The organism is Nocardioides convexus (genome assembly GCF_011090295.1).
The window spans coordinates 642,290-666,752 of sequence record NZ_JAAMYA010000001.1; the positions used below are offsets into that span (position 1 = coordinate 642,290).

The window sequence follows — 24,463 nt, forward strand, 5'->3', positions numbered from 1 at the left end:
CGTCCGCGACGTCCGGGTTGCCTGCCCGCCCGAGCGCGACGATCCGGCCCGCCCGGATCCCCACGTCGGCGCGGACGACTCCCCAGTGGTCGAGCACCAGGGCGTTGGTGATCACCGTGTCCAGCGCGCCCTCGGCCGAGGTCCGGGTGGACTGGGCCATCGACTCGCGGATCGACTTGCCGCCGCCGAAGACCGCCTCCTCGCCGCCGGCCGTGAGGTCCCGCTCGACCTCGATCCACAGGTCGGTGTCGCCGAGGCGGACCTGGTCGCCGACGGTCGGCCCGTAGAGCGCGGCGTACTCCGCCCGGGAGATCTCAACCATCGAGCGCCCCCTCGCCGTCGCGCACCTGGATGCCCGGCACGATCCGCGCCCCGCGCAGCGCCACCGCCGCCACCTCCTGGGAGGCGCCGGGCTCGAAGCGCCGCGACGTGCCGGAGGCGATGTCGAGGCGGAAGCCGTGGGCGGCCGCCCGGTCGAAGGCGAGGGCGGGGTTCACGTCGGGCAGGTGCACGTGCGAGCCGATCTGCACCGGCCGGTCGCCGGTGTTGGTCACCACCAGCACGAGACGCTCGGCGGGGGAGCGGTCGCCGTTCAGCACGACCGTCCCCTCGCCCGTCCGTACGGCGCCCGGTCCGTCGGTCACGATTCCCATCTGCGGCTCCTCAGGCGATCGGGTGGTGGAGGGTGACGAGTCTTGCGCCCGTCGCGGAAGGTGGCCTCGACCTGGACGTCGACGAGCATCTCGGCGACGCCGGCCATCACCTGGTCACGGGTGAGCACGTCGCGTCCGCGCTCCATCAGGCTCGGTGACCATGGCGCCGGCCCGGGCCTCCTCGATCACCCAGCAGGAGAGCAGGGCGACGGTCTCGGGGTAGTTCAGGAGCACGCCCCGGGCCAGGCGGTCGCGGGCGACCATCCCGGCGACGCTGAGCAGCAGCCTTCTCCGTGTCCGCGGGAGTCAGGTGCATCGACTCAGACCGCCATCGCCGCGCGGACGGCGTCCAGCGCCCCGGGTCCGCCCTCGCCGCTCGACGTCACCCGGCCGGACTCCAGGACGTAGTAGGAGTCCGTGCTGCGCAGCGCGAAGCCCACGTGCTGCTCGACGAGGAGCACCGAGAGGTCGCCGCGCGCGGTCAGGTCGGTGATGACCGCCTCGATCTCGGCGACGACATTGGGCTGGATGCCCTCGGTCGGCTCGTCGAGGATCAGCAGGCGGGGCCGGGTCAGCAGGGTGCGCGCGATCGAGAAGCTCGCTGTCGCTGGCCGCCGGAGAGCAGCCCCGCACGGCGGGCGAGCAGGCCGCGCAGAGCCGGGAAGGTGTCCAGCACCCCATCGATCGCCGCCTTGTCGGTGGTGACGAGCCTGGAGGTTCTCCAGGGTCGTCATCTGCGGGAAGCACAGCTGGCCCTGGGGGACGTAGCCGACCCCGCGTCGTACCCGCTTGTTGGGGCGCAGCCGGGTCACGTCCTCGCCGTCGACGAGCACCTGGCCGCGCATCACCGGCAGCAGTCCCACGGCGACCCGCAGCAGCGTGGTCTTCCCGGCGCCGTTGTGGCCCATCACGGCGACGGCGCCGCCCTCGGGCACCGCCAGCGACACGTCCTCCAGGACCCGGGTACGGCCGTAGCCGGCCGTCACCCCGCGCAGGCTCAAGCATGGTCGGTCTCCTCGATCGGGTCGGGGGTCCGGCCCAGGTAGACCTCCTGGACCCGCGGATCGGCCTGGATCTCGGTCACCGAGCCCTCGGCCAGCACCTTGCCGGCGTGCAGCACGGTGACGACGTCGGCATAAGCTGCGCACGAACTCCATGTCGTGCTCGATGACGACGATGGTGCGCTCGCGGCCGATGCGGCGCAGCAGGCTCGCCGGTCTGCTCCCGCTCCTCGGCACTCATCCCGGCGACGGGCTCGTCGAGCAGCATCACCCGGGCGTCCTGCACGAGCAGCATGCCGATCTCCAGCCACTGCTTCTGCCCGTGCGCCAGCACGCCCGCCGGCCTGTCGCGCAGGTGGGAGAGCCCGATCGTCTCCAGCGCCTCCTCGACGTACGACGGCGTGCCGCGCCGGGCCAGGAGCATGCGCCAGGCCGGCCGGTGCACGCCGCCGGCGATGTCGAGGTTCTGCAGGACGCTCAGCCCCTCGAACACCGTCGCGGTCTGGAAGGTGCGACCGATGCCGGCACGCACGATGCGGTGCGACTTGGTCCTCAACAGGTCCTTGTTGCGGTAGCGGACCAAGCCGGTACCGGGCACGAGGCCGGTGACGGCGTCGACCAGGGTGGTCTTGCCGGCGCCGTTGGGGCCGATGAGGAAGTGGAGCCGGCCCTGCAGCAGCGTCAGGTCGACCGCGTCCACCGCGGTGAAGCCGTCGAAGGACACGCTCAGCCCGCGCACCTCCAGGTAGTCGTCGTTCACGACGCCACCGCCTTCTGCTTGCGCAGCCGTGCCGTCACCTGGGACCACGCGCTGCCCAGCCCCGCGGGGAAGAACAGGATGACCACGATGAACAGCAGGCCGAGGAAGTAGGTCCACTGGTCGGGGAAGGACTCCGAGAGCGAGGTGCGGCCGTAGCCCACGGCCAGTGCGCCCAGTGCCGGACCCAGCAGGAGTGCCCGTCCGCCCAGCGCGACCCCCGCGATCAGGAAGATCGAGGCGGTGGCGTCCACGTCGGAGGGGGAGATGATGCCGGTGATCGGCGCGAAGAGCGCACCGCCCACGCTCGCCATCACCGCCGCCACCACGAAGGCGACCAGACTTGATGTTGGCCGGGTCGTGGCCCAGGAAGCGCACGCGCTCCTCGGCGTCCCGGGTGGCGACGAGCAGACTCGCCGAAGCGGCTGCGGTAGAGCCTGCCACACCACGACCAGGCACACGATCAGCACGCTCGCGGCGATCGAGTAGATCATCCGCTTGTTGACCGGGTCGTAGAGGTTGTAGCCGAAGAACTGGGTGAACTGGTTGAGCCCGTTGAACCCGCCGGTCTGCTTGATCGTCGCCACGAGCAGCGTGGCGAAGGCGACCGCCAGCGCCTGGGTGAGGATCGCGAAGTAGGCGCCCTTGACCCGCCGCTTGAAGATCGCCCAGCCGAGCAGCGTCGCCGCGACGGCCGGGACGGCGACGATGGCGAACAGGGTGAACGGCCCGCTGCGGAAGGGTTCCCACCAGCCGGGCATGGTGCCGTCGCCGTAGAGCACCATGAAGTCGGGGATGGCGTCCGGGCCGCCGGTGGCCATCGCGGCCTCCAGGCTTGAGGTGCATCGCCATCGCGTAGCCGCCGAGGCCGAAGAAGACGCCCTGGCCCATGACGAGCATGCCGCCGCGGCCCCAGGCGAGGCCGATGCCGACGCCCGCGATCGCCCAGCACACGTACTTGCCGAGGTTGTTGAGCCGGAACGGGCTCAGCACGGCCGGAGCCACCACGATGAGGACGACGGCCAGGAGCGCGATCGCCAGCAGCGGAGCCCAGGTCCGCGCGCTCGCCTGCAGGTGCTTCATGCGAGACCCCTCGTCCGGACGGTGAACAGGCCCTGCGGCCTGAGCCTGGAGGAACACCACGACCAGGGCGAAGGTCAGCACCTGCGCCAGGCTCGAGCCTGAACCAGTCGGTGAAGTAGGCGCCGACCACGCCGACCACGAAGGCCGCGATGACGGTGCCCTTGAGTCGGCCGAGGCCGCCGGCGACGACCACCAGGAACGCCGAGATGATGTACGTCGTCCCGAGGTTCGGGTTCGTCCCCGAGATCAGCGACACGGCCACGCCGCCCACCCCGGCCAGGCCGGAGCCCACGAAGAAGGTGACCCGGTCGACCGCCCGGGTGGAGACGCCCATGGTCTCCGCCAGGTCGCGGTTCTGCACGGTGGCGCGGATCTGGCGGCCGTAGGCGGTGTACCTCAGCATCGCCCCGAGCCCGGCGAGGGCCGCGACCGCCAGCAGGACGGTGAACATCTGCCGGTAGGGCCAGTGGTAGCCGAAGACGTCGACGTTGCCGTCGAGCCAGCCCGGCGTGTGGACCGGGTCGCCCTGGGCGCCGAAGACGTCCTTGGCGAGCCTGTTGCAGGAGCAGGCTCACCCCGACGGTGACCAGCAACGTGTCGAGCGGGCGGCGGTACATCCACTGGATGATCGCCACCTCCAGCAGCAGGCCGAGCGCCCCCGCGACGAGGAACGCCGCGGGCAGGGCGACCAGCAGGGAGAGGTCGGTGTTCGTGACGACCTGCTGGGTGAGGTAGGTCGTGTAGGCGCCGGCCATGAGGAACTCGCCGTGCGCCATGTTGATGACGCCCATCTGGCCGAAGGTGAGGGCCAGGCCGAGCGCGGCGATGAGGAGGAGCGCGCCGGTCGCCGTACCGGCGAGCAGCGGGGTGGTGAAGGCATCCACGACGAAGGGTCTCCTGAGGGGCAGAGCCCGGAGGTGCCCCGCTGCGCGAGCGGGGCACCCCCGGGAGGGGGAGGCTGAGCCTGGTCCGGCCGTGCCGGATCAGGTCACTTGCCGCTCGGGTCCCACCAGTCGTAGCCCTTGAGGAAGGGGTCCGGCTCGATCGGCTTCTCCGAGGACCAGACGACGTCGAACTGGTTGTCGGAGTTGATCCGCCCGATGAGGCCGGTCTTGGCGATGTGGTGGTTCTCGCCGTCGATGGTGACGGTGCCCTCGGGTGCGTCGAAGGAGACGCCGTCGGCGCCCTCGTTGATCTTGTCGACGTCGAAGGAGTCGGCCTTCTCGACCAGCGCCTTGTAGAGGTACAGCGAGGTGTACGCCGCCTCCATCGGGTCCGAGGTGGGGCGCTTGGCGCCGTACTTGGCCTGGAAGGCCTTGATGAACTTCTCGTTCGCCGGGCTCTTCACCGACTCGAAGTAGTTCCACGCGGCGAACTGGCCGGTGACGTCCTTGCCCATCGCCGGCGCCTCCTCCTCGGCGATCGAGACCGAGATGATCGGCGAGGTCTTCGGGCTCAGGCCCTGCTCGTAGTAGGCCTTGATGAAGCCGACGTTGGAGGAGCCGTTGATCGTGTTGAAGACGAAGTCCGGCTTCGCCTTGACGATCTTGGAGACCTGCGTGGTCCAGTCGTCGTCGTCGAGCGGGACGTACTCCTCGCCGACGATCTCGATGCCGAGCCTGCTTCGCGTACTGCTTGATGATCTTGTTCGCGGTGCGCGGGAAGACGTAGTCGGATCCGGCGAGGAAGAGGGTCTTGACGCCCTTGGACTTCAAGAAGTCCATCGCCGGGATGATCTGCTGGTTGGTGGTGGCGCCGGTGTAGTAGATGTTCTTCGAGGCCTCCAGGCCCTCGTACTGCACCGGGTAGAACAGCAGGCCGTTGTCGGCCTCCACCACGGGGAGCATGGCCTTGCGGGAGGCCGAGGTCCACCCGCCGAAGACCGCGGCGACGCAGTCACCGGTCAGCAGGCTTCTCGATCTTCTCGGCGAAGACGGCCGGGTCGCTGGCGCCGTCCTCGACGACCGGCTCGATCTTCTTGCCGAGGATGCCGCCGCTGGCGTTGATCTCCTCCGCCGCCATCGCGAGCGAGTCGCGAACGGTCTGCTCGCTGATCGCCATGGCTCCCGAGGTGGAGTTGAGGAACCCGAGCCTCGATGGTGTCTCCGGAGGTGTCGACGCAGGCTCTCGGCTGCGCTCGACTCTCCGGACTTGGAGCCCCCGCAGGCACTCAGGCTGAGTGCCGCGGTGAGGGCGAGGACGGTGCCGGTCGCAAGACGGGCGCGGGAAATCGTCACGTGGGACAACCCTTCGGTCATCGGACCCGCCCTCTCGGGAGGCGGGTGCTGGGCCTTGGGGCACGACGCCGGGCCCCGGTGACGACGAACCTAGGAAGGGCTGATTTCGAACTAGTACCAAATGGAATGAAATCGGTGTTACATGCCGCGGGCGTCCCCCAGCGCGGCCAGCACGCCGGTCAGCCGGGTCACCGGGCTGCTGAGTCCCCAGCGCTCCGCGAGCTCCGCCAGGAGGCCGGGATCGGCGGGGGAGGCCGGCAGCGCGAGCGCGTCCCCGCGCGGCAGGTCGAGGTCGCGGGCCACCGCGACGACCCGCGGCGCCACCTCCAGGTACGGCGCAGCGTCCTTGATCTTCGCGCGCGGTCCCGGACCGAGGTCGCTGCCCGGGTCCTCGGCGGCCGCGCGCACCCCGGCGATGTCGTCGTACTTCTGCAGCAGCGACGCCGCGGTCTTCTCGCCCACGCCCTTGACGCCCGGCAGGCCGTCGGAGGCGTCTCCGCGCAGGGTCGCGAAGTCGGCGTACTGGTCCGCGCGCACGGCGTACTTCTCCAGCACCCAGGCCTCGTCGACCTTCTCGTGCCGCCCGACCCCGCGGCCGACGTACAGGATCCGGACCTGGGCCTCGTCGTCGACCAGCCTGGAAGAGATCGCGGTCTCCGGTCACCACGTCGACCGGCAGGCCGGCACCGGTGGCGAGGGTGCCGATCACGTCGTCGGCCTCGTAACCGGGCGCGCCGACGACCGGGATCCCGAAGGCGGCCAGCACCTCGCGGATGACCGGCACCTGGAGCTCCAGCGGGTCCGGAACCTCTTCGACATCGGGTGCGCCGGCGACCTCCGTCACCACCCGGTGCGCCTTGTACGACGGCAGCAGGTCCACCCGCCACTGCGGGCGCCAGTCGTCGTCCCAGCAGCAGACCAGGTGGGTCGGCTGGTACTGCTCGGCCAACCGGGAGATGTAGTCGAGCAGCCCCCGCACGGCGTTCACGTTGGTGCCGTCGGGCGCGAGGATCTCGGGGGAGCCGAAGAAGGCCCGGAAGTAGAGGCTGGCGGTGTCGAGCAGGAGGAGGCGCGGGTTCGTGGTCGTCATCGGGACGGAGCCTATTGCCTCCGTGACCGGATGGTGGCGCGTCGCCGTCGGATCGCTCCGGTCAGGGCTAGGGTGGCCCGCGTGAGTCAGAGCAACGGTCCCGCGGTCGAGTCGACCGACCGGCAGATCCTGGAGGCTCCTGGCCAAGGACGGACGGATGTCCTACACCGACCTCGGGCGGGCCACGGGGCTCTCCACCTCCGCCGTGCACCAGCGCGTCAAGCGGCTCGAGCAGCGCGGGCTGATCCTGGGCTACGGCGCGACGGTCAACTACGCCGAGATCGGCCTGCCGCTCACCGCCTTCATCGCGATCCGGCCGATCGACCCCTCCGCGCCCGACGACTGCCCGGAGCGGCTCGTCGGCATGCCGGAGATCGAGTCCTGCTGGTCGGTCGCCGGCGCGGAGTCCTACGTGCTCAAGGTGCGCACCACCTCGCCCGCCGAGATGGAGGGCCTGCTCGCGCGGATCCGCGCCGCCGCCAACGTCTCCACCCGCACCACGATGGTGCTCTCGACGTACTACGAGAACCGCCCGGTCCGCTGACGCAGCCCTCTAGCGGCATCGTCGGCGTGGCGCGGTGCGACACGCCGGTTCTACCGCCGATTTTCTGAGATTTTTTCGCTCGCAGGGGCGCCTTCCTGACCTGCGAGAACGCGTATCACCGCAGGTCAGCGGCCGGTTGACAGCGGGCTTCCGGCTGACAAAAGTACGGAACCGTTCGCTCGTGCAGGTCGTGGCCGGCGGACCGACGTCCGAGTGGCCGTCACGTCGGGGGAGTCGCACCAGGCTCCTCCCGAACACGGTTCGCGGAGGTCGGTTCGCTCCTCGAGAGCGGACCGGAGGGGCTCGGGGTCGCCCTAGACAACGTCGCGACGTCCGCAGCCAGCGGAACGCCGGGATGGTCCGAAGGCACCCCGACCCCCTCCGTGCCTGAGGACCACGCGCGGGTGAGCGACCCCGGCTCGCGTGCGCCGACTAGGCTCTCGTCGTGCTGCAGCGCTCGTTCCTCGCGGTCCTCGGAGGATTCCTCCTCACCGCGTCCTTCGAGCCGCTGGCCCTGCCGTGGCTGCTGCCCTTCGGCGTCGCGGCCTTCGCGCTGGTCACCCGCGACCTGACGGTGCGACGCGCCGGCTTGGTCGGCCTGCTGTTCGGGATCGCCTTCTACTTCACCCACATCGCGTGGATGCGCACCTCCGTCGGCCCGGACGCCTGGGCGGCCCTGGCGGGCATCGAGGCGGCGTTCTACGGCCTGCTGGGCCTGGCGACCCCGCTGCTGCGGCGCCTGCCGTGGTGGCCGGTGTGGCTGGCGGCGGCGTGGACGACGATGGAGACGGTGCGCAGCGGGTTCCCGTTCAGCGGGATGCCGTGGGGCCGGCTCTCCTTCGCCGCCATCGACACCCCGGCCGCGCCGATGGTGGCGTACGCCGGAATGACCGGGCTGTCCTTCCTGCTGGCGCTGCTCGGCTTCCTGCTCGCCCGGGCGGTCGAGGAGCGCACCCTGCCGCACGTGGCGGCAGTGGTCGGGCTGCTGGTGGTCTTCGTCGGACCCGCGGTGTGGCCTTTCACCGTGAGCGAGAGCGGGACCGCGCGGGTGGCGGTCGTGCAGGGCGACGTGCCGGGTCCGGGCAACGACATCCTCTACGACCCGCAGGGCGTCACCGAGAACCACGTGGACGCGACCGTCCGGCTGGCCCAGGAGGTCGCCGCGGGCCAGCAGCCACGGCCGGACTTCGTGCTCTGGCCGGAGAACTCCACGGCGGTCGACCCCTTCGCCGACGTCCCGGTGAACGCGATGATCCTGCGTGCCGTGGAAGCCGTCGGGGTGCCGGTCGTGGTCGGTGCGATCGTCGACGACGGCCCCCAGCACATCCTCAACCAGGGCATCGTGTGGGACCCGGTGACGGGCGCGGGGGAGCGCTACACCAAGCACCACCCCGTGCCGTACGGCGAGTACATCCCCTTCCGCGACATCTGGGACCCCAAGTTCGGCCAGGCTCGCCCTGATCACCCGGGACATGAAGAGCGGCACCAGCACCGCGCCCCTGCGCGTGGCGGGGATCCCGGTGGCGGACGCGATCTGCTTCGACGTCGCCTACGACGACGTGATGCCCCCGCAGGTGCGGGCCGGCGCCCAGCCTGCTCACCGTGCAGACCAGCAACGCGAGCCTTCATCTTCACCCACCAGATCGAGCAGCAGTTCGCCATCACCCGGCTCCGCGCCATCGAGGCGGGGCGTTGGCTCACGGTGGCCTCGACCAACGGCCGCACCGGCATCATCCGCCCCGACGGCTCGGTCGTGGACACCGCCGGCATCCGCTCCACAGCGGTGCTCTCGGAGCAGGTCGGGCTGAGCACGGGCCTCACCCCGGCGATGCGGCTGGGCGCCTGGCCCACCCGGTTGTTCACCGGATCGACCCTTGGCGCTCTCGTCGCTGGTGCCATCGCGTACCGTCGAGGGCGAGAGTTTGCCGGACCTGTGCACGTTCCGGCGAAGGAGCCCACCGATGCTTGCTGACCACACCCCCGACCTCGGCCGAGTCGTGATGGTCGTCCCGACGTACAACGAGGCGGCCAACATCGCCTGGATCGTCGGGCGCCTGCGTGCCGCGCAGCCCACGGTGGACGTGCTCGTCGTCGACGACGGCTCCCCGGACGGAACCGGCGACATCGCCGACGGCCTGGCGGCCGCGGACAGCCAGGTGCACGTGCTGCACCGAACGAGCAAGGGCGGCCTCGGCGCGGCGTACCTCGCCGGCTTCGGGTGGGCCCTGGAGCGCGGCTACGACGTGATCGGCGAGATGGACGCCGACGGCTCCCACCAGCCCGAGCAGGCTGCAGCGGCTCCTCTCCGGACTCCTCTCGGCGGACCTGGTGATCGGCTCGCGCTGGATCCCCGGCGGGTCGGTCGTGAACTGGCCCTGGCAGCGCGAGGCGCTCTCCCGCGGCGGCAACCTCTACGTGCGCACGCTGCTCGGCATCACGGTCCGCGACGCGACGGCGGGCTACCGCCTGTTCCGTCGTACGACGCTGGAGAAGATCCACCTCGACGAGGTGCGCTCGACCGGCTACGTCTTCCAGACCGACCTGGTCAGCCGCACCCTCAACGCCGGGCTGACCGTGCGCGAGGTGCCGATCGAGTTCGTCGAGCGGGTGCGCGGGGAGTCCAAGATGAGCGGCCAGGTGGCCCTGGAGTCCCTCAAGCGGATCACCGCCTGGGGCCTGCGCGAGCGCTGGCAGCAGACTCAAGGGCCGTCCCACGACCGGCCGGGAGCCTGGTCTCCACCCGATGACACCGACGAGGCACCGATGAGCCGGCGCGGACGGCGGGTGGCGGCGCTGCTGCTGCTCGTCTTCCTGGTGGTGCCGATCCTGGAGATCTACGTCCTCATCCAGGTCGGTCAGGTCATCGGTCCCTGGTGGACCATCCTGCTGCTCGTCCTCGACAGCATCCTCGGCACCTGGCTGATCAAGCGGGAGGGCCGGCGCGCCTGGGAGGCGCTGCGCGAGAGGATCGAGACCGGGCGGATGCCGCACCGCGAGCTCGCCGACGGCGCCCTCATCGTGCTCGGCGGCGCGCTGATGCTCAGCCCCGGCTTCGTCACGGACGCCTTCGGCATCCTGCTGATCCTGCCGTTCACCCGGCCGCTGTTCCGGCGCCTGCTGACGTCGTACGCGGTCTCCCGGGTCAGCATCCGGGCCTACCCGGGCGCGGGCGGACCTGGAAATGCCACTCGCCCCGGACCGGATGTGGTCCAGGGCGAGGTGGTCGAGGAGGACTAGCCTCCGCGCGAGGCGCTCAGGCCTTCGCGGGCTTCTTCTTGCGTGCGTTGGCACGGTGCAGGTGCGCGGGGCCGATCTCGCCGCCGCGCAGCAGCTCCAGCCGCTCGGTGAGGATCTCCTCGAGCTCCTTCTCCGAGCGCCGCTCGAGCAGCATGTCCCAGTGGGTGCGCTGCGGCTTCTCGACCTTGACCTCGCGCTCGATGCCTGCGGTGCTCTCGGCCTCCAGGCCGCAGCGCGGGCACTCCCAGATCGCGGGGACCTCGGCCTCGATGGACATGGTGATCTCGAAGTCGTGCCCCTGGGGACAGCGGTAGCCCACCTGCTGCCGGGCCGCGAACTCGATGCCACGCTCGTCCTCGAACGACTGGCCTCCCAGTCGGGCGCCACGCAGTGTCCGCTCAGCCATACGACATCCACCTCCCGTGTTTCGTCTCGATCTGACAACGCTACCCGGGCGGAAAAAGTTCCAACCATAAGCGATTGTCAGATCAGATCACAGTGCCAGATCGGCCACCGGACCGCACGTCGAACCCGCGAGCTCAGATGACGGCCGGCCGCTCGTTCCCGGCGTCCCGGATCCCCCGAGCGGTATCCACGCGCAGCAGGATCAGACCGCCGAGCACGAAGAAGACGATCAGCGCGAAGATCGCCGGGCGGTAGGAGCCGCTGAACTGGTAGACGAGCCCGAACGTCAGCGTGCCGAACCAGGACGTGCCCCGGTCCATCGCGTGGTAGAGGCTGAAGTACTCCGCCTCCTTGCCGCGCGGGATGAACAGCGAGAAGTAGGAGCGCGCGAGCGCCTGGGTGCCGCCCAGCACGATGCCGATCGCCACGCCGAGCAGGAGGAAGGCCACCATCTTCTTCTCCGGGACCACCAGTGCCACCGTCACGATCGCCATCCAGCCGGCCAGCCCGGCGAGGATGACCTTCTTCGCGCCGTGGCGCCCCGCGACCCGCGCGAACCAGATCGCGCCGCCGATGCCGACGAGTCTGGACCAGCAGGTAGGTGCCGAGCACGAAGCCGTCACCGAACCCGAGCTCCTTGGTGCCGAAGGTCGAGGCGGAGTTGATGACGGTCTGGATCCCGTCGTTGAAGAAGAGGTACGCCACCAGGAAGGTCAGCGCGACGGGGTAGTTGCGCAGGTCCTTCAGCGTGGCCCACAGCCTGGCCGAAGGACCGCGTCAGCACGCCACCTTCGACCGCCTCGACCGCCACCGGCTCGTGCCGGCGGATGCCGCGCCAGGGGATGACCATGAAGGCCGCCCACCACACCGCAGCCGACAGCAGGGACAGCCGGACCGCCATCTCCTTGTCCATGCCGAGGCTGTCGTGGAAGCTCACGACCAGGAAGTTCACGGCGAGCAGCAGCCCGCCGCCGGCGTAGCCGTAGGCCCAGCCCTTGGAGGAGACACGGTCACGCTCGGCCTCGGTGGAGATCAGCGGAAGGACGGAGTCGCTGACCACGATCGCGGCGCCGCCGGCGAGGTTGGCCACGATGAAGGCAAGGCTGCCGAACAGCCAGTTCTCGCCCCTCATGAAGAAGAGCGCACCGGCCGCGGCCGCACCGATCCACGAGAACGCGACCATGAGGTCGGGCTTGCGCGCGATCCGGTCGGCGTAGGCGCCGATCACCGGGTAGAAGAACACGCTGAGCACGGTCGAGAGGGTGATGACGTACGACGGCAGCGACCCCGGCGCGATGGAGAGCCCGAGCACGTGCAGCCGCCCGTGCTCGCCGACGGCGTTCTCGGCGACGCTGATCAGGTACGGCGCGAAGAGCACGCCCGCGACGGTCGTCTGGAACGCCGAGGCGGCCCAGTCGGTGAAGTACCAGGCGCGCTGCTCCCGCGCCCGGTTCAGCGGTCCCAGGTCCGCGATCGACATCAGTTCCCTCCCTGCGCGGACCACCATTGGCCGCGCCCCTGGAGCACATCCTTGAGCAGGTCGGTGCGATCCGTGAAGAGCCCGTCGACCCCGCGGTCGAGCAGGTCGTCCATCTCGGCCGGGTCGTCGATGGTCCACACGTGCACCTGGAGCCCGGCTGCGTGCGCCCGTCGGACCAGGCCCGGGGTGACGACGGTGATCCGGCCACGCCGGTGCGGCACCTGGAAGGCGGCGAAGCGGGCCCCGGCGATCGCCTTCGCGATCGCGGCGGTGGGGGAGAGCCGGTAGACCAGCACCTCGAACGGGTCGGCCGCCGTCGGCACCCGGCCCTCGGTCAGCGCCCGGAACCGGCGGATCCGGCGCCGCGAGAAGGACCCGATGAGCACCCGGTCCCACAGGTCCCGCTCGCGCACGAGTGTCGCCAGCGGGGCGACCGCGTCGTCGGACTTGAGGTCGATGTTGAACCGGGCCGCGGGGAACGCGTCGAGCAGGTCGACCAGGGTCGGGACCTCCTCCCGGCCGCCGATCCGCGCGCGTCGTACCTCGGCCAGGGTGAGTCTCGCGGATCGCCCCCCGCTGGTCGGTCACCCGGTCCAGCACCTCGTCGTGGAAGGCCAGCAGCACGCCGTCCGCGGTGAGGTGGACGTCGGTCTCCAGGTAGTCGTAGCCGAGCGCCGCGGCGTGCCGGAAGGCCGCCAGGGTGTTCTCCAGGCCCTCGATGTCGGGGTGGTAGGCGCCGCCGCGGTGGGCGAAGGCCAGCACCCTGCCCGTCGGGAGGTAACCCATCTCAGATGTCGCGGAAGGTCTCGATCTCGGCGCCGAGCGAGACTCAGCCGCTCGGCCAGGTCCTCGTAGCCGCGGTGGATGACATAGGTGCTGCGCAGCACCGAGGTGCCCTTGCTCGCCAGCATGGCCAGCAGCACGACCACGGCGGGCCGCAGCGCGGGCGGGCAGACGAGCTCGGTGCCGGTCCACGACGTCGGGCCGTCGATCTGCACGCGGTGCGGGTCGAGCAGGGTGACCCGGCCGCCGAGCCTTGCTGGACTCGGTGAGGTAGATCGCCCGGTTGTCGTAGACCCAGTCGTTGAGGTACGTCGTGCCCTCGGCCACCGCCGCGATCACCGCGAAGAAGGGCAGGTTGTCGATGTTGAGCCCCGGGAAGGGCATGGGGTGGATCTTGTCGCGCGGGGCGACCAGGTCCGAGGGGTGGGTCGTGAGGTCCACCAGGCGGGTGTGCCCGTTGGCGGCGAGGTACTCCTCGGAACGGTCGTAGCGGAAGCCCATCTCCTCCAGCACCGCGAGACTCGATCTCGAGGAACTCGATCGGGGCGCGACGGATGGTGATCTCGGAGCGGGTGACGATCGCCGCGGCGAGCAGCGACATCGCCTCGATCGGGTCCTCGCTCGGCGCGTAGTCGACGTCGACGTCGATGGACTCGCGGCCGGTGACGGTGAGCGTCGTCGTACCGATGCCCTCGACCTCGACGCCGAGCGCCTGCAGGTAGAAGCAGAGGTCCTGGACCATGTAGTTGGAGGAGGCGTTGCGGATGACGGTCGTGCCCGGGTGGAGGGCCGCGGCCATCAGCGCGTTCTCGGTGACCGTGTCGCCGCGCTCGGTGAGCACGATCGGGCGGCCGGGGACGATCGCCCGGTTGAGCCTGGGCGTGGTACCAGCCGTCGGTCGCCTTGACCTCCAGGCCGAACGGGCGCAGCGCCGACATGTGCGGCTCGACCGTGCGGGTGCCGAGGTTGCAGCCACCGGCGTAGGGCGACTCGAAGGTGTCCATGCGGTGCAGCAGCGGGCCGAGGAACATGATCACCGAGCGGGTGCGCCGCGCGGCCTCCTCGTCGATGCGGGTGAGGTCGAGGTCCTTGGGCGGGATGATCTCGAGGTCGTTCTCGGCGTTGATCCAGCGGGTCTGCACGCCGAGGCTGTCGAGCACCTCGAGCAGGCGGTTGACCTCCTCGATCCGCGCGACCTTGCGCAGCGTCGTCCGGCCGCGGTTGAGCAGCGAGGCGCACAGCAGCGCGACGCCGGCGTTCTTGGAGGTCTTCACGTCGATGCTGCCGGCCAGGGTGGTCGGGCCCTTGACCCGCAGGTGGGTCGGCCCGGCGCCCAGGGCGACGATCTCGGAGTCGAGGGCGGCGCCGATGCGCGCCAGCATCTCCAGGGACAGGTTCTGGTGCCCCTTCTCGATCCGGTTGATCGCGCTCTGACTCGTCGCCAGGCGTTCGGCGAGCCTGCGCCTGGGTGAGGCCGCGGTGCTTGCGGGCGTCCCGGATCAGGTTGCCGATCCGGCCCTTGTAGTCGTCACTCGGCTCGTCGGAGGTCATGTCTACGACGGTAACTCACATATGAGATAACACCAACGGAGGGCACGCCGCGTGTCCCCGGCTCCCCGGCGATGGGGCAGGATCGGAGCATGCGCGCAACGACGATCCACGCTGCCGGCGACATCCGTGTCGAGGAGGTCCCGGACCCCGTCATCAAGAAGCCCACGGACGCGATCATCAAGGTCACGGCCGGCTGCATCTGCGGCTCGGACCTGTGGCCCTACCGGGGCGAGAACCCGATCCGGCGCGGCTCCACCATCGGCCACGAGTGCATCGGCGTGGTCGAGGAGGTCGGGGCCGAGGTCCGCGACTTCGCGCCCGGCGACTTCGTCGTCGTCCCGTTCTGCCACTGCGACAACACCTGCGCGAACTGCCGCAACGGCGCCCAGTCCGCGTGCGTGAACCTCGGCATGACGTCGAGCGGCCAGGGGGAGTACGCCCGCGTGGTCGAGGCCGACGGCAGCCTGGTCAAGACCGACGGCGTGCCGGACGAGGCGCTCGTGCCCTCGCTGCTCGCGCTCAGCGACGTGATGCCCACCGGGTGGCACGCGGCCGTCGCCGCGGGCGTGAAGGCCGGTGACAGCGTGGTGGTCGTCGGCGACGGCGCCGTCGGCCTGTGCGGCGTGCTGGCCGCCTCGGTCATGGGCGCGGAGAAGATCATCGCGATGTCGCGCCACGAGCCGCGGCAGGCGATCGCGAAGGCCTTCGGGGCCACCCACGTGGTCGCCGAGCGCGGCAAGGAGGGTGCCGCCGCCGTCAAGGAGATCACCGACGGCGTCGGCGTGGACGCCGCCCTGGAGTGCGTCGGCACCAACGACGCCATGACCACCGCGATCGGCGTGACCCGGGCCAACGGCGGGGTCGGCTTCGTCGGCGTTCCGCACGGCGTGGAGTCTGCCGGTGCGCACCCTGTTCGAGAAGAACATCGGCCTGCGCGGTGGCATCGCCCCCGTCCGCCGCTACCTGCCCGAGTCTGCTCGAGCCTGGTCACCTCCGGCCGGATCGACCCCGGCAAGGTCTTCGACCTCACCCTCCCCCCTGGAGGAGTCGCCCGAGGGCTACCGCGCGATGGACGAGCGCCGCGCGATCAAGGTGCTGCTGCAGCCGTGACCCGGCTCGAGTCCGCCGACTACCTCGACCACCTGCGCCGCGAGAGCGCCCGCTTCGCCCAGGTGCTCACCGACTGCGACCCCGCGGCCCGGGTGCCCTCGTGCCCTGACTGGGACGCAGCGGACCTGCTGTGGCACCTCACCACCGTCCACCACTTCTGGCACCACGTGGTCACGCACCGGCCGGCGGCACCGCCCGAGGACGCCGAGCCCGCCCGCCCCGCGTCGTACGACGACCTGCTGGCGTTGCACGTCGCGACCACCGAGCGGCTGCTCGCCGCCCTCGACGCCGCCGACCCGGCCGAGACCGCCTGGACCTGGTCGGAGGAGCAGACCGTGGGCTTCATCCATCGGCGCCAGGCCCACGAGGCGCTGATCCACCGGCTCGACGCCGGCCTGACCGCCGGCGCGACCACGCCGCTGCCCGCGGCGCTGGCCACCGACGGGGTGGACGAGGTGCTGGGCGTGATCTACGGCGGACTGCCGGAGTGGGGCCGCTTCGCGCCGGAGGACCTGTACGTGGAGTACCGCGCCAGCGACACCGGCACCTCGGTGTGGACCCGGCTCGGGACGTTCTCGGGGACCACCCCGGACGGCGTCGAGCGGGCGGGCGAGCCGGACCAGCACGTCGTACCGGCTCCGGGGCGGGCGGCGGACGTGGTGGTCTCGGGGAGCGCCGGGCAGGCTCGACGCCTGGCTGTGGCACCGCGGGGACGACAGCGGCATCACGGTGGAGGGCGACCCGGCCGTGTGGGCACGAGCGCAGGCCGTGCTCGGCCGGGCCGTCGACTGAGTCAGCCGCGCAGCCTGGGCCCGGCGGCCGTTCTTGCCGGCGAACCAGACCACGCCGAAGAGCGCACCCACGAGGAGCAGGAAGAACACGACGGCGGCGACGAGGACGAGCAAGGCGGTACTCATGGGTAACACCCTCGCATGACGTCCGTCACATTTCACGCAAGAAGTTCCTGAGAAAAATCCGGACCGGGCCCGCTCAGCACTCGATGACGTTGACGGCGAGACCGCCGCGCGAGGTCTCCTTGTACTTGGTGTGCATGTCGCGCCCGGTGTCGCGCATCGTCTTGATCGCGCGGTCGAGGGAGACGGTGTGGCGGCCGGTGCCGTTGAGTGCGAGGCGGGCGGCGTTGATGGCCTTGACCGAGGCGATCGCGTTGCGCTCGATGCAGGGGATCTGGACCAGGCCGCCGACCGGGTCGCAGGTGAGACCGAGGTTGTGCTCGATGCCGATCTCGGCGGCGTTCTCGACCTGCTCCGGCGTGCCGCCGAGCACCTCGCAGAAGGCGCCGGCCGCCATCGAGCAGGCCGATCCGACCTCGCCCTGGCAGCCGACCTCGGCGCCGGAGATGGAGGCGTTCTCCTTGAAGAGCACGCCGATCGCGCCGGCCGTGAGCAGGAAGCGGACGATCCCGTCGTCGTCGGCCCCGGGCACGAAGCGCACGTAGTAGTGCAGCACGGCGGGGATGATGCCGGCGGCGCCGTTCGTGGGGGCGGTGACGATGCGACCCCCGGAGGCGTTCTCCTCGTTGACGGCGAGCGCGAACAGGTTGACCCAGTCCATCGCGCGTAGCGGGTCCTCCGAGCCGCCCGCGGCGAGGAGCCGGGCGTGGAGGGCGGGCGCTCGGCGCGGCACCTTCAGCCCGCCCGGCAGCACGCCCTCGTGCGCACAGCCGGTGCGGACGCAGTCGGCCATCACCGACCAGATCTCCAGCAACCCGGCGCGGACCTCGGCCTCGCTGCGCCAGGACAGGCTCGTTGGCGAGCATCACGTCGCTGACGCGCAGGCCGGTCCGCTCGCAGGTCGTCAGGAGGCTCCGCGGCGGTCGTGAAGGGGTGGGCGACCGGGGTCGCGTCGGCCACCACCCGGTCGGCGCCGACGGCCGACTCGTCGACGACGAAGCCACCGCCCACCGAGTAGTAGACGCGCTCGCGCAGTCTGCTCACCCTCGGCAGACCAGGCCTCGAAGCGCATCCCGTTGGGGTGGCCCGGGAGCGACCGGCGCCGGTGCAGCACCAGGTCGTCGGGACCGAGGACGACCTCGCGCCGGCCCGCCAGCCGCAGCCGGCCCTGCGCGCGGACCCCGGCCGCCCGCTCGTCGTACGACGCGATGTCGACGGTCGCCGGCTCCTCGCCCTCCAGCCCCAGGAGCACCGCCTTCTCCGAGCCGTGGCCGTGGCCGGTCGCGCCGAGCGAGCCGAACAGACTCGGCCCGGACCCGGTCCACCCGGTCGAGCAGGCCGTCGGCGACCAGCCCCTCGGCGAAGAGCCGGGCCGCACGCATCGGCCCGACCGTGTGCGACGACGAGGGTCCGATGCCCACCGAGTACAGGTCGAACACGCTCAGGGCCATCCCTCCAAGGTAGTCCCCTGGGAGGACGACACGCGGGTCCGCGAGCCGTCAGGATCGACGCCATGAGCGAGTCTCAGTGGACGCACCTTCCTGGTCACCGGCGCCAACACCGGCATCGGCAAGGAGACCGCCCGCGACCTGGCGGGCCGCGGCGCGCGGGTGGTGATCGCCGGGCGGTCGGAGGAGAAGAACCGCGCGGCGATCCGGGAGATCGCCGACGACACCGGCAACACCGACCTCGACTACGTCCCGCTCGACCTCGGCGACCTGGACTCGGTCCGCGCCGCCGCGGCGACCGTGCTCGGCGCGGGCGAGCCCCTGCACGTGCTCATCAACAACGCCGGTCTCGCCGGGAAGCGGGGGATCACCGCGAGCGGCTTCGAGCCTGGCGTTCGGCACCAACCACGTCGGCACCTTCCTGCTCACCGAGTCTGCTCCGCGACCACATCGTCGCCAGCGGCCCGGGCCGGATCGTCAACGTCGCCAGCACCGCGCACTACCAGGCCAAGGGCATCGACTGGGACGCCGTACGACGCCCGTCGGTGACGCGGACCGCCCTGCGGGAGTACGCCGTGTCGAAGGCTCGCCAACGTGCTGCACGCCCGCGAGCCTGGGCCGCCGGCTGGAGGGCACCGGCGTCACGACCTACTCCCTGCACCCGGGCGCGATCGCCTCCGACGTGTGGCGCGAGGTGCCGCCCGGTCTGCGTCAGGTGATCAAGGTCTTCATGAAGGACACCCGGCAGGGCGCCCGCACCACGCTCTACTGCGCGACCTCGCCCGACGTCGCCGCGGCCACCGGGCGCTACTACGACAACCGCCGGGAGAAGACACCCGCGAAGGTGGTCACCGACGAGTCTCGCCGCCGACCTGTGGAGCCGCAGCGAGGCGTGGGTCGGCCTGCGATGATGACCGCGTGGACGCCGAACGCCTGCGCACCCTGACCCTGTTGCGCCGCGTGCGCGACCGGATCGACCGGGAGTACGCCGCACCGCTCGACGTCGACGCACTGGCCCGTGACGTCCACCTCTCCTCGGGCTACCTGAGCCGCGAGTTCAAGAAGGCCTACGGCGAGCCGCCGTACTCCTACCTGATGACCCGCCGCATCGAGCGGGCGATGGCCCTGCTCCGCCGTGGCGACCTGTCGGTGACGGAGGTGTGCTTCGAGGTCGGCTTCTCCTCGCTCGGGACCTTCAGCACCCGCTTCACCGAGCCTGGTCGGGGTCGCGCCGAGCACCTACCGCGACGAGGCCGCCGTGGGAGGCGAGGGCCTGGTCGAGCCGCCCTCGTGCGAGACGAAGAAGGTCACCCGGCCGCTGCGCCGCGGGGGTGCCCAGACGTCCCCGGAGCCGGTCAGGAATCGAGAAGCGCCACGCTTCACGCCGCCACTAGCGTGACGCCCATGGACATCAGCATTCAGCACAGCCTTCCTCCCGCAGACCGATCCCGAGGCCTCGCTCGCGTTCTACCGCGACGTGCTCGGCTTCGAGGTCCTCAACGACGTCGGCTACGGCGAGATGCGGTGGATCACGGTCGCCCCGGCCGGGCAGCAGGGACCCTCGATCGTGCTCGCGCCGCCGGCCGCCGACCCCGGCATCACCGAGGAGGAGAAGACCACGATCGCGGAGATGATGGCCAAGGGCACCTACGCCACGGTCGTCCTCACCACCTCCGACCTGGACAGGGCCTTCGAGCGGATCCAGGCGACCGGCGCCGAGGTGATCCAGGAGCCGATCGACCAGCCGTACGGCGTCCGGGACTGCGCGTTCCGCGACCCCGCCGGCAACCACGTCCGCATCAACCAGGGCTGAGCCCGGCCGCGATCCCGGCGGGGGCGATGATTCCGCGGGGTTCGAGGAGTCCTGTGCACGACGACCGTACGCTTCTGCGCGGCGGCACCTGGAGCGAGAGGAACCCATGACCACCACCTCCCATCCCGCGGACGACCACGACCTGATCCGGGTGCGCGGCGCCCGGGAGAACAACCTCAAGGACGTCGACGTCGAGATCCCCAAGCGACGCCTGACGGTCTTCACCGGCGTCTCCGGGTCCGGCAAGAGCTCGTTGGTCTTCGGCACGATCGCGGCCGAGTCGCGGCGGCTGATCGACGAGACCTACTCGACGTTCGTGCAGGGCTTCATGCCCAACCTGCCGCGTCCCGACGTCGACGTCCTGGAGGGGCTGACCACGGCCATCCTCGTGGACCAGGAGCGGATGGGCGCCAACCCCCGCTCGACGCTGGGCACGGTCACCGACGCCCACGCGATGCTGCGCTCGCTGTTCTCGAGGATCGGTGAGCCCTCCATCGGCGGGCCCACCGCGTTCTCCTTCAACATCCCGACGACGACCGTCGGCGGCGCCTCGGTGACGGAGTCGGGGAAGAAGAACGTCATCAAGCAGCAGGTCTACCTCGGGGGCATGTGTCCCCAGTGCGAGGGCCGCGGCTCGGTGTCCGACCTCGACCTCGCCGAGATCGTCGACGAGAGCAAGTCGCTCGTCGAGGGCGCGATCCTGGTGCCGGGCTACACCGCGGACGGCTGGATGGTCGCGGCGTACAAGGCGGTGCTGCCGCCGGAGAAGCCGGTCGCGTCGTACACGAAGGCGGAGCGGCAGGACTTCCTCTACGCCGAGCCGCGCAAGATCAAGGTCGACAAGATCAACATCACCTACGAGGGCCTGATCCCGAAGATCCGCAAGGCGATGTTCGCCAAGGACGTCGACTCCCTGCAGCCGCACATCCGGGCCTTCGTCGAGCGCGCCGCGGTCTTCGGCACCTGCCCCGCGTGCGACGGCACCCGCCTCAACGAGTCGGCGCGCTCGGTCACGATCAAGGGCCGCAACATCGGTGAGATCGCCGCCATGCAGGTCACCGACCTCGCCGAGTGGCTGCGCACCATCGACGACCCCGGTGTCGCACCGCTCATCGGCACGCTGCTCCACCTGCTCGACTCCTTCGTCGACATCGGGCTCGGCTACCTCTCCCTGGACCGCCCGTCCGGCACCCTGTCCGGTGGCGAGGCGCAACGGACCAAGATGGTGCGTCACCTCGGCTCGGCGCTGACCGACGTGACCTACGTCTTCGACGAGCCGACGATCGGGCTGCACCCGCACGACATCGAGCGGATGAACAAAGCCTCCTGCTGGAGTCTGCGCGACAAGGGCAACACCGTGCTCGTCGTGGAGCACAAGCCGGAGACGATCGCGATCGCCGACCACGTGGTCGACATGGGTCCGGCCGCGGGGAGCGGGGGAGGGGAGGTGGTCTTCGAGGGCACCGTCGACGGCCTGCGCTCCTCGGGCACCCGCACCGGCGAGCACCTCTCCTACCGCGCGGCGCTCAAGGACACCGTCCGCGAGCGCACCGGCGTGCTGGAGGTCCGCGGAGCCGACACCCACAACCTGCAGAAGGTCGACGTGGACGTCCCGCTCGGCGTCCTGACCGTCGTCACCGGGGTCGCGGGATCCGGCAAGAGCTCGCTGATCCACGGCTCGGTCGTCGGGCGCGACGGCGTGGTGTCGATCGACCAGGGGGCCATCAAGGGCTCGCGACGGTCCAACCCGGCGACGTACACCGGTCTGCTCGAGCCGATCCGCAAGGCCTTCGCGAAGGCGAACGACGTGAAGCCGGCCCTGTTCAGCGCGAACTCCGAGGGCGCCTGCCCGACCTGCAAGGGCTCGGGCGTGATCGTGACGGAGCCTCGGCTTCATGGACACCGTATCCACGCCGTGCGAGGACTGCGGCGGCAAGCGGTTCCAGGCCGCGGTGCTCGACTACCGCCTCGGCGGGCTGAACATCGCCGAGGTGCTCGAGCCTCCCCGTCGACCGCGCTCTGGAGCCTGTTCTCGGCCCCGGAGACGAAGGTGCCGGCTGCGGCCGACATCCTCGGGCGGCTCCAGGACGTCGGTCTCGGCTACCTCACCCTCGGCCAGCCGCTGAACACGCTGTCCGGCGGTGAGCGTCAGCGGGTCAGGCTCGCGCTGCACCTGAAGGAGAAGGGCGGCGTCTACGTCCTCGACGAGCCGACCACCGGCCTCCACCTCGCCGACGTCGACAACCTGCTGCGCCTGCTCGACCGGCTCGTCGACGCCGGCAAGACGGTCATCGTGATCGAGCACCACCAGGCCGTGATGGCCCACGCGGACTGGATCATCGACCTCGGCCCCGGCGCCGGCCACGACGGCGGCCGGGTGGTCTTCGAGGGCACGCCCGCCGACCTGGTGGCTCAGGGTGAGCGGACGCTCACCGGGCAGCACCTGGCGGAGTACGTCGCTCCGACTCCACCAGCCTGACCAGGCTCCTCGGCCACGCGCAGCATCGGCTCGCTCCGGTGCTGCGCGAGGCCGATCACCACGGCGCCCTCGACTGCTGACAGCAGCAGGTTCGCCAGGCTCGCGGTGCGCTCCTCGGGCACGCCCTGGTGCGCCAGCCACGCGGCGACCGCCGCACTCCAGTCGGTGAAGGCGCGACCCGCCAGACTCACGGGCCTCCGGCTCGCTCTCCCCGCCCAGGGCGGCGGCGACCATCGGGCAGCCGGCGGTGTAGCCGCTCTCCTCGGCCTCGACGCGCCACACCTCGACGATGAGGGGGATCGCGTCGGCGGGGGGAGGTCGACCAGCGCGGCGAGCGCGTCGGTGTACTCCGCCACCGCCTCGCGCACCGCGTCCGTGACCATCTCCGACCGCCCACCGGGGAAGTAGTGGTAGAGCGAGCCGCGGGAGGCGCCGGCCTCCGCGACGACGTCCAGCATGGTTGTGCCGGCGACACCGCGACGACGGATCGACTCACGCGTGGTGTGCACGATCCGGTCCCGCTTGGCGGGCTCCGGGCGGCGGGCCATCACAGGCCGCGACGCCCGACGCGGATGCTGTCGCGGCCGTTGCGGACCATGTACTGCGCGACGTTGAGGGCCGGGTGGCGGCGCGGCGCGGGCTCGCGGCCGTCCGCCATCCGCCACATCTGCACGGTGTAGGCCGTCGACTCGGTCAGGCTGTCGATCAGCCGGATCCCGGAGCGCTTGGGGCGCACGTGGCTCTCCGTCGTCGTACCGTCCAGGAGGAGGCGGGGCACGTCGGGCTCGACGGTCAGCGGGCGGCCCAGGCCCACCACGTCGATGGCGCCGGTGGCCACGGCGTCGTCCATCGCCTCCACCGAGCGGAAGCCGCCGGTGAGCATGAGCGGGAGATCGGGCAGGCTCCGCGCGCACCCGCAGCGCGTAGTCGAGGAAGTAGGCCTCGCGCTTGCGGGTGCTCTCCTTCAGTGTCGGGTCCACGCCGAGCATCGCGGCGGAGGAGTAGGTGCCGCCGGAGACCTCGAGCAGGTCGATGCCCTCCGCGGTGAGGGCGTGCACGACCTCGACCGACTCGTCCTCGCTGAACCCGCCACGCTGGAAGTCGGCGGAGTTGGTTCGATCGCCATCGTCTTGTCGGGGCCGATCTCGGCGCGGATCGCGCGGGCGATCTCCAGCACGAAGCGGCGCCGCTTCTCCGGCGTACCGCCCCAGTCGTCGGTGCGCTGGTTGGCCAGCGGCGAGAGGAACTGGCTGACGAGGTAGCCGTGCGCACCGTGGATCTGCACGCCGTCGAAGCCGGCCTGGACCAGGATCCCCGCCGTCGTCGCGAAGCGCCGGATGATGTCCTCGATCTCGGCCGGGGTCAGCGCGCGCGGCTCGGCGAACATGCCACCGCTACCGGGCAGCGCGACGGCCGAGGGCGCGACCGGGCGCGGGGTGAGCGTGCGCGGCGCCTGCCGGCCCGGGTGGTTGATCTGGGCCCAGGCGATCGCGCCGTCGGCCTTGATGATCTGGGCCCACTCGACGAGGTCGGCGAAGGCCCGGTCGTCCTCGACGACGACATTGCCGGGCTCGCCGATCGCGCGGCGGTCCACCATCACGTTGCCGGTGATGACCAGGCCGGAGCCGTTGCCGGACCACCGGCGGTAGAGCGTCTTGATCCGGTCGCCCGGGTTGTGCGCGCGGTCCGCGAGGCTCTCGCTGAGCGCCGCCTTGGCGATCCGGTTGGGGAGCGCGGGCCCGTGCGGGAGGGCGAAGGGCTGCTGCAGGGACGTCGTCGTCGAGTTCATGGCAAACCATGCAGGTATGCATATGAATGGTCCAGGCCCGCTCCGCGAGACCTGCGTCACGGCCAGTGTCGGAGGCCGGGCGTAGAACC

19 protein-coding genes and 10 pseudogenes are annotated in these 24,463 nt (G+C 71.0%); 10 read left to right on the forward strand and 19 right to left on the reverse strand.

Annotation, left to right across the window (positions count from 1 at the left end):
- Positions 1-16 precede the first annotated feature (16 nt).
- The 10 genes and pseudogenes from ureC to G5V59_RS35725 form a co-directional block, all read right to left on the reverse strand.
- A pseudogene (gene ureC / locus G5V59_RS04765) lies at positions 17-322 on the reverse strand (urease subunit alpha); the annotation flags it as partial.
- Entirely contained in the window at positions 315-653 is a 339-nt protein-coding gene (gene ureB, locus G5V59_RS04770; protein WP_278255753.1) for an urease subunit beta, read from the reverse strand. The gene ureB and the pseudogene ureC, both read right to left, overlap by 8 nt.
- A 10-nt stretch (positions 654-663) precedes the next feature.
- Positions 664-917, reverse strand: a pseudogene (gene ureA, locus G5V59_RS04775) (urease subunit gamma).
- Between the two features lie 56 nt (positions 918-973).
- Positions 974-1,810, reverse strand: a complete 837-nt coding sequence (locus tag G5V59_RS04780; protein ID WP_278255754.1) for an ATP-binding cassette domain-containing protein — start codon at positions 1,808-1,810, stop codon at positions 974-976.
- On the reverse strand, positions 1,734-3,575 hold the full coding sequence (locus G5V59_RS04785) for an ATP-binding cassette domain-containing protein (protein ID WP_278255755.1): 1,842 nt from the start codon (positions 3,573-3,575) through the stop codon (positions 1,734-1,736). The genes G5V59_RS04780 and G5V59_RS04785 overlap by 77 nt, the downstream gene beginning before the upstream one ends.
- Positions 3,569-4,378, reverse strand: coding sequence for a hypothetical protein (locus G5V59_RS04790; RefSeq protein WP_278255756.1), 810 nt, complete (start codon positions 4,376-4,378; stop codon positions 3,569-3,571). The genes G5V59_RS04785 and G5V59_RS04790 overlap by 7 nt, the downstream gene beginning before the upstream one ends.
- A 99-nt stretch (positions 4,379-4,477) precedes the next feature.
- Positions 4,478-5,404, reverse strand: coding sequence for a transporter substrate-binding protein (locus G5V59_RS04795; RefSeq protein WP_278259641.1), 927 nt, complete (start codon positions 5,402-5,404; stop codon positions 4,478-4,480).
- On the reverse strand, positions 5,391-5,555 hold the full coding sequence (locus G5V59_RS04800) for a transporter substrate-binding protein (protein ID WP_278259642.1): 165 nt from the start codon (positions 5,553-5,555) through the stop codon (positions 5,391-5,393). The genes G5V59_RS04795 and G5V59_RS04800 overlap by 14 nt, the downstream gene beginning before the upstream one ends.
- A 314-nt stretch (positions 5,556-5,869) precedes the next feature.
- The gene (locus G5V59_RS35720; protein ID WP_341350849.1) at positions 5,870-6,286 is read right to left on the reverse strand and encodes a 5'-3' exonuclease H3TH domain-containing protein; all 417 of its coding nucleotides are present in this window, start codon (positions 6,284-6,286) and stop codon (positions 5,870-5,872) included.
- A 142-nt stretch (positions 6,287-6,428) separates the two neighbouring features.
- Positions 6,429-6,821 (reverse strand): annotated as a pseudogene (locus tag G5V59_RS35725) (flap endonuclease); the annotation flags it as partial.
- Between the two features lie 81 nt (positions 6,822-6,902).
- Between G5V59_RS35725 and G5V59_RS04810 the strand changes: the two are divergent.
- The 4 genes and pseudogenes from G5V59_RS04810 (at position 6,903) to G5V59_RS04825 (ending at position 10,602) form a co-directional block, all read left to right on the forward strand.
- Positions 6,903-7,365, forward strand: a pseudogene (locus G5V59_RS04810) (Lrp/AsnC family transcriptional regulator).
- A 445-nt stretch (positions 7,366-7,810) separates the two neighbouring features.
- Entirely contained in the window at positions 7,811-9,337 is a 1,527-nt protein-coding gene (gene lnt, locus G5V59_RS04815; RefSeq protein ID WP_278255758.1) for an apolipoprotein N-acyltransferase, read from the forward strand.
- Positions 9,327-10,041: pseudogene (locus G5V59_RS04820) on the forward strand (polyprenol monophosphomannose synthase); the annotation flags it as partial. The gene lnt and the pseudogene G5V59_RS04820, both read left to right, overlap by 11 nt.
- Positions 10,042-10,128: 87 nt before the next feature.
- Positions 10,129-10,602, forward strand: a complete 474-nt coding sequence (locus G5V59_RS04825) for an FxsA family protein (RefSeq protein WP_278259643.1) — start codon at positions 10,129-10,131, stop codon at positions 10,600-10,602.
- A 16-nt stretch (positions 10,603-10,618) separates the two neighbouring features.
- Here the strand turns inward: G5V59_RS04825 and G5V59_RS04830 are convergent, their stop codons facing one another.
- The 6 genes and pseudogenes from G5V59_RS04830 to G5V59_RS35735 form a co-directional block, all read right to left on the reverse strand.
- On the reverse strand, positions 10,619-11,008 hold the full coding sequence (locus G5V59_RS04830) for an RNA polymerase-binding protein RbpA (protein WP_192686794.1): 390 nt from the start codon (positions 11,006-11,008) through the stop codon (positions 10,619-10,621).
- Between the two features lie 133 nt (positions 11,009-11,141).
- Positions 11,142-11,630 carry an MFS transporter gene (locus G5V59_RS04835; protein ID WP_278255759.1) on the reverse strand — a complete coding sequence of 163 codons (489 nt, stop codon included), beginning with the start codon at positions 11,628-11,630 and terminating at the stop codon, positions 11,142-11,144.
- Between the two features lie 251 nt (positions 11,631-11,881).
- Positions 11,882-12,514 (reverse strand): annotated as a pseudogene (locus G5V59_RS04840) (MFS transporter); the annotation flags it as partial.
- Positions 12,487-13,038, reverse strand: a complete 552-nt coding sequence (locus tag G5V59_RS04845; protein ID WP_341351130.1) for a glycerophosphodiester phosphodiesterase family protein — start codon at positions 13,036-13,038, stop codon at positions 12,487-12,489. The gene G5V59_RS04845 and the pseudogene G5V59_RS04840, both read right to left, overlap by 28 nt.
- Before the next feature lie 67 nt (positions 13,039-13,105).
- Positions 13,106-13,273: pseudogene (locus tag G5V59_RS35730) on the reverse strand (glycerophosphodiester phosphodiesterase family protein); the annotation flags it as partial.
- 1 nt (position 13,274) lies between these two features.
- Positions 13,275-14,821 (reverse strand): annotated as a pseudogene (locus tag G5V59_RS35735) (UDP-N-acetylglucosamine 1-carboxyvinyltransferase).
- A gap of 89 nt (positions 14,822-14,910) precedes the next feature.
- Here G5V59_RS35735 and G5V59_RS35740 point away from each other — a divergent pair.
- Positions 14,911-16,854, forward strand: a complete 1,944-nt coding sequence (locus G5V59_RS35740) for an alcohol dehydrogenase catalytic domain-containing protein (protein ID WP_341350850.1) — start codon at positions 14,911-14,913, stop codon at positions 16,852-16,854.
- Between the two features lie 67 nt (positions 16,855-16,921).
- On the opposite strand, the pseudogene G5V59_RS04875 reads toward G5V59_RS35740, so the two are convergent.
- Positions 16,922-18,296 (reverse strand): annotated as a pseudogene (locus G5V59_RS04875) (L-serine ammonia-lyase).
- A gap of 62 nt (positions 18,297-18,358) precedes the next feature.
- Here G5V59_RS04875 and G5V59_RS04880 point away from each other — a divergent pair.
- From G5V59_RS04880 to G5V59_RS04900, 5 genes and pseudogenes are all read left to right on the forward strand, one after another.
- Positions 18,359-19,012 carry a hypothetical protein gene (locus tag G5V59_RS04880; protein WP_278255761.1) on the forward strand — a complete coding sequence of 218 codons (654 nt, stop codon included), beginning with the start codon at positions 18,359-18,361 and terminating at the stop codon, positions 19,010-19,012.
- Positions 19,013-19,023: 11 nt separating this feature from the next.
- A complete protein-coding gene (locus tag G5V59_RS04885; protein WP_278255762.1) occupies positions 19,024-19,239 on the forward strand; it encodes a hypothetical protein in 216 nt (71 codons plus the stop codon).
- Positions 19,212-19,692: pseudogene (locus G5V59_RS35745) on the forward strand (helix-turn-helix transcriptional regulator). The gene G5V59_RS04885 and the pseudogene G5V59_RS35745 overlap by 28 nt, the downstream one beginning before the upstream one ends.
- 78 nt (positions 19,693-19,770) lie before the next feature.
- Positions 19,771-20,106, forward strand: a complete 336-nt coding sequence (locus G5V59_RS04895) for a VOC family protein (protein ID WP_341350851.1) — start codon at positions 19,771-19,773, stop codon at positions 20,104-20,106.
- 106 nt (positions 20,107-20,212) lie between these two features.
- Complete coding sequence (locus G5V59_RS04900; RefSeq protein ID WP_278255763.1) at positions 20,213-22,585, forward strand: excinuclease ABC subunit UvrA; 2,373 nt, start codon at positions 20,213-20,215, stop codon at positions 22,583-22,585.
- Here the strand turns inward: G5V59_RS04900 and G5V59_RS04905 are convergent.
- The gene (locus tag G5V59_RS04905; RefSeq protein ID WP_278255764.1) at positions 22,519-23,643 is read right to left on the reverse strand and encodes a TetR family transcriptional regulator; all 1,125 of its coding nucleotides are present in this window, start codon (positions 23,641-23,643) and stop codon (positions 22,519-22,521) included. The two genes, G5V59_RS04900 and G5V59_RS04905, sit on opposite strands and share 67 nt — an antisense overlap.
- A complete protein-coding gene (locus tag G5V59_RS04910; protein ID WP_278255765.1) occupies positions 23,550-24,374 on the reverse strand; it encodes a hypothetical protein in 825 nt (274 codons plus the stop codon). The genes G5V59_RS04905 and G5V59_RS04910 overlap by 94 nt, the downstream gene beginning before the upstream one ends.
- Positions 24,375-24,463 lie beyond the last annotated feature (89 nt).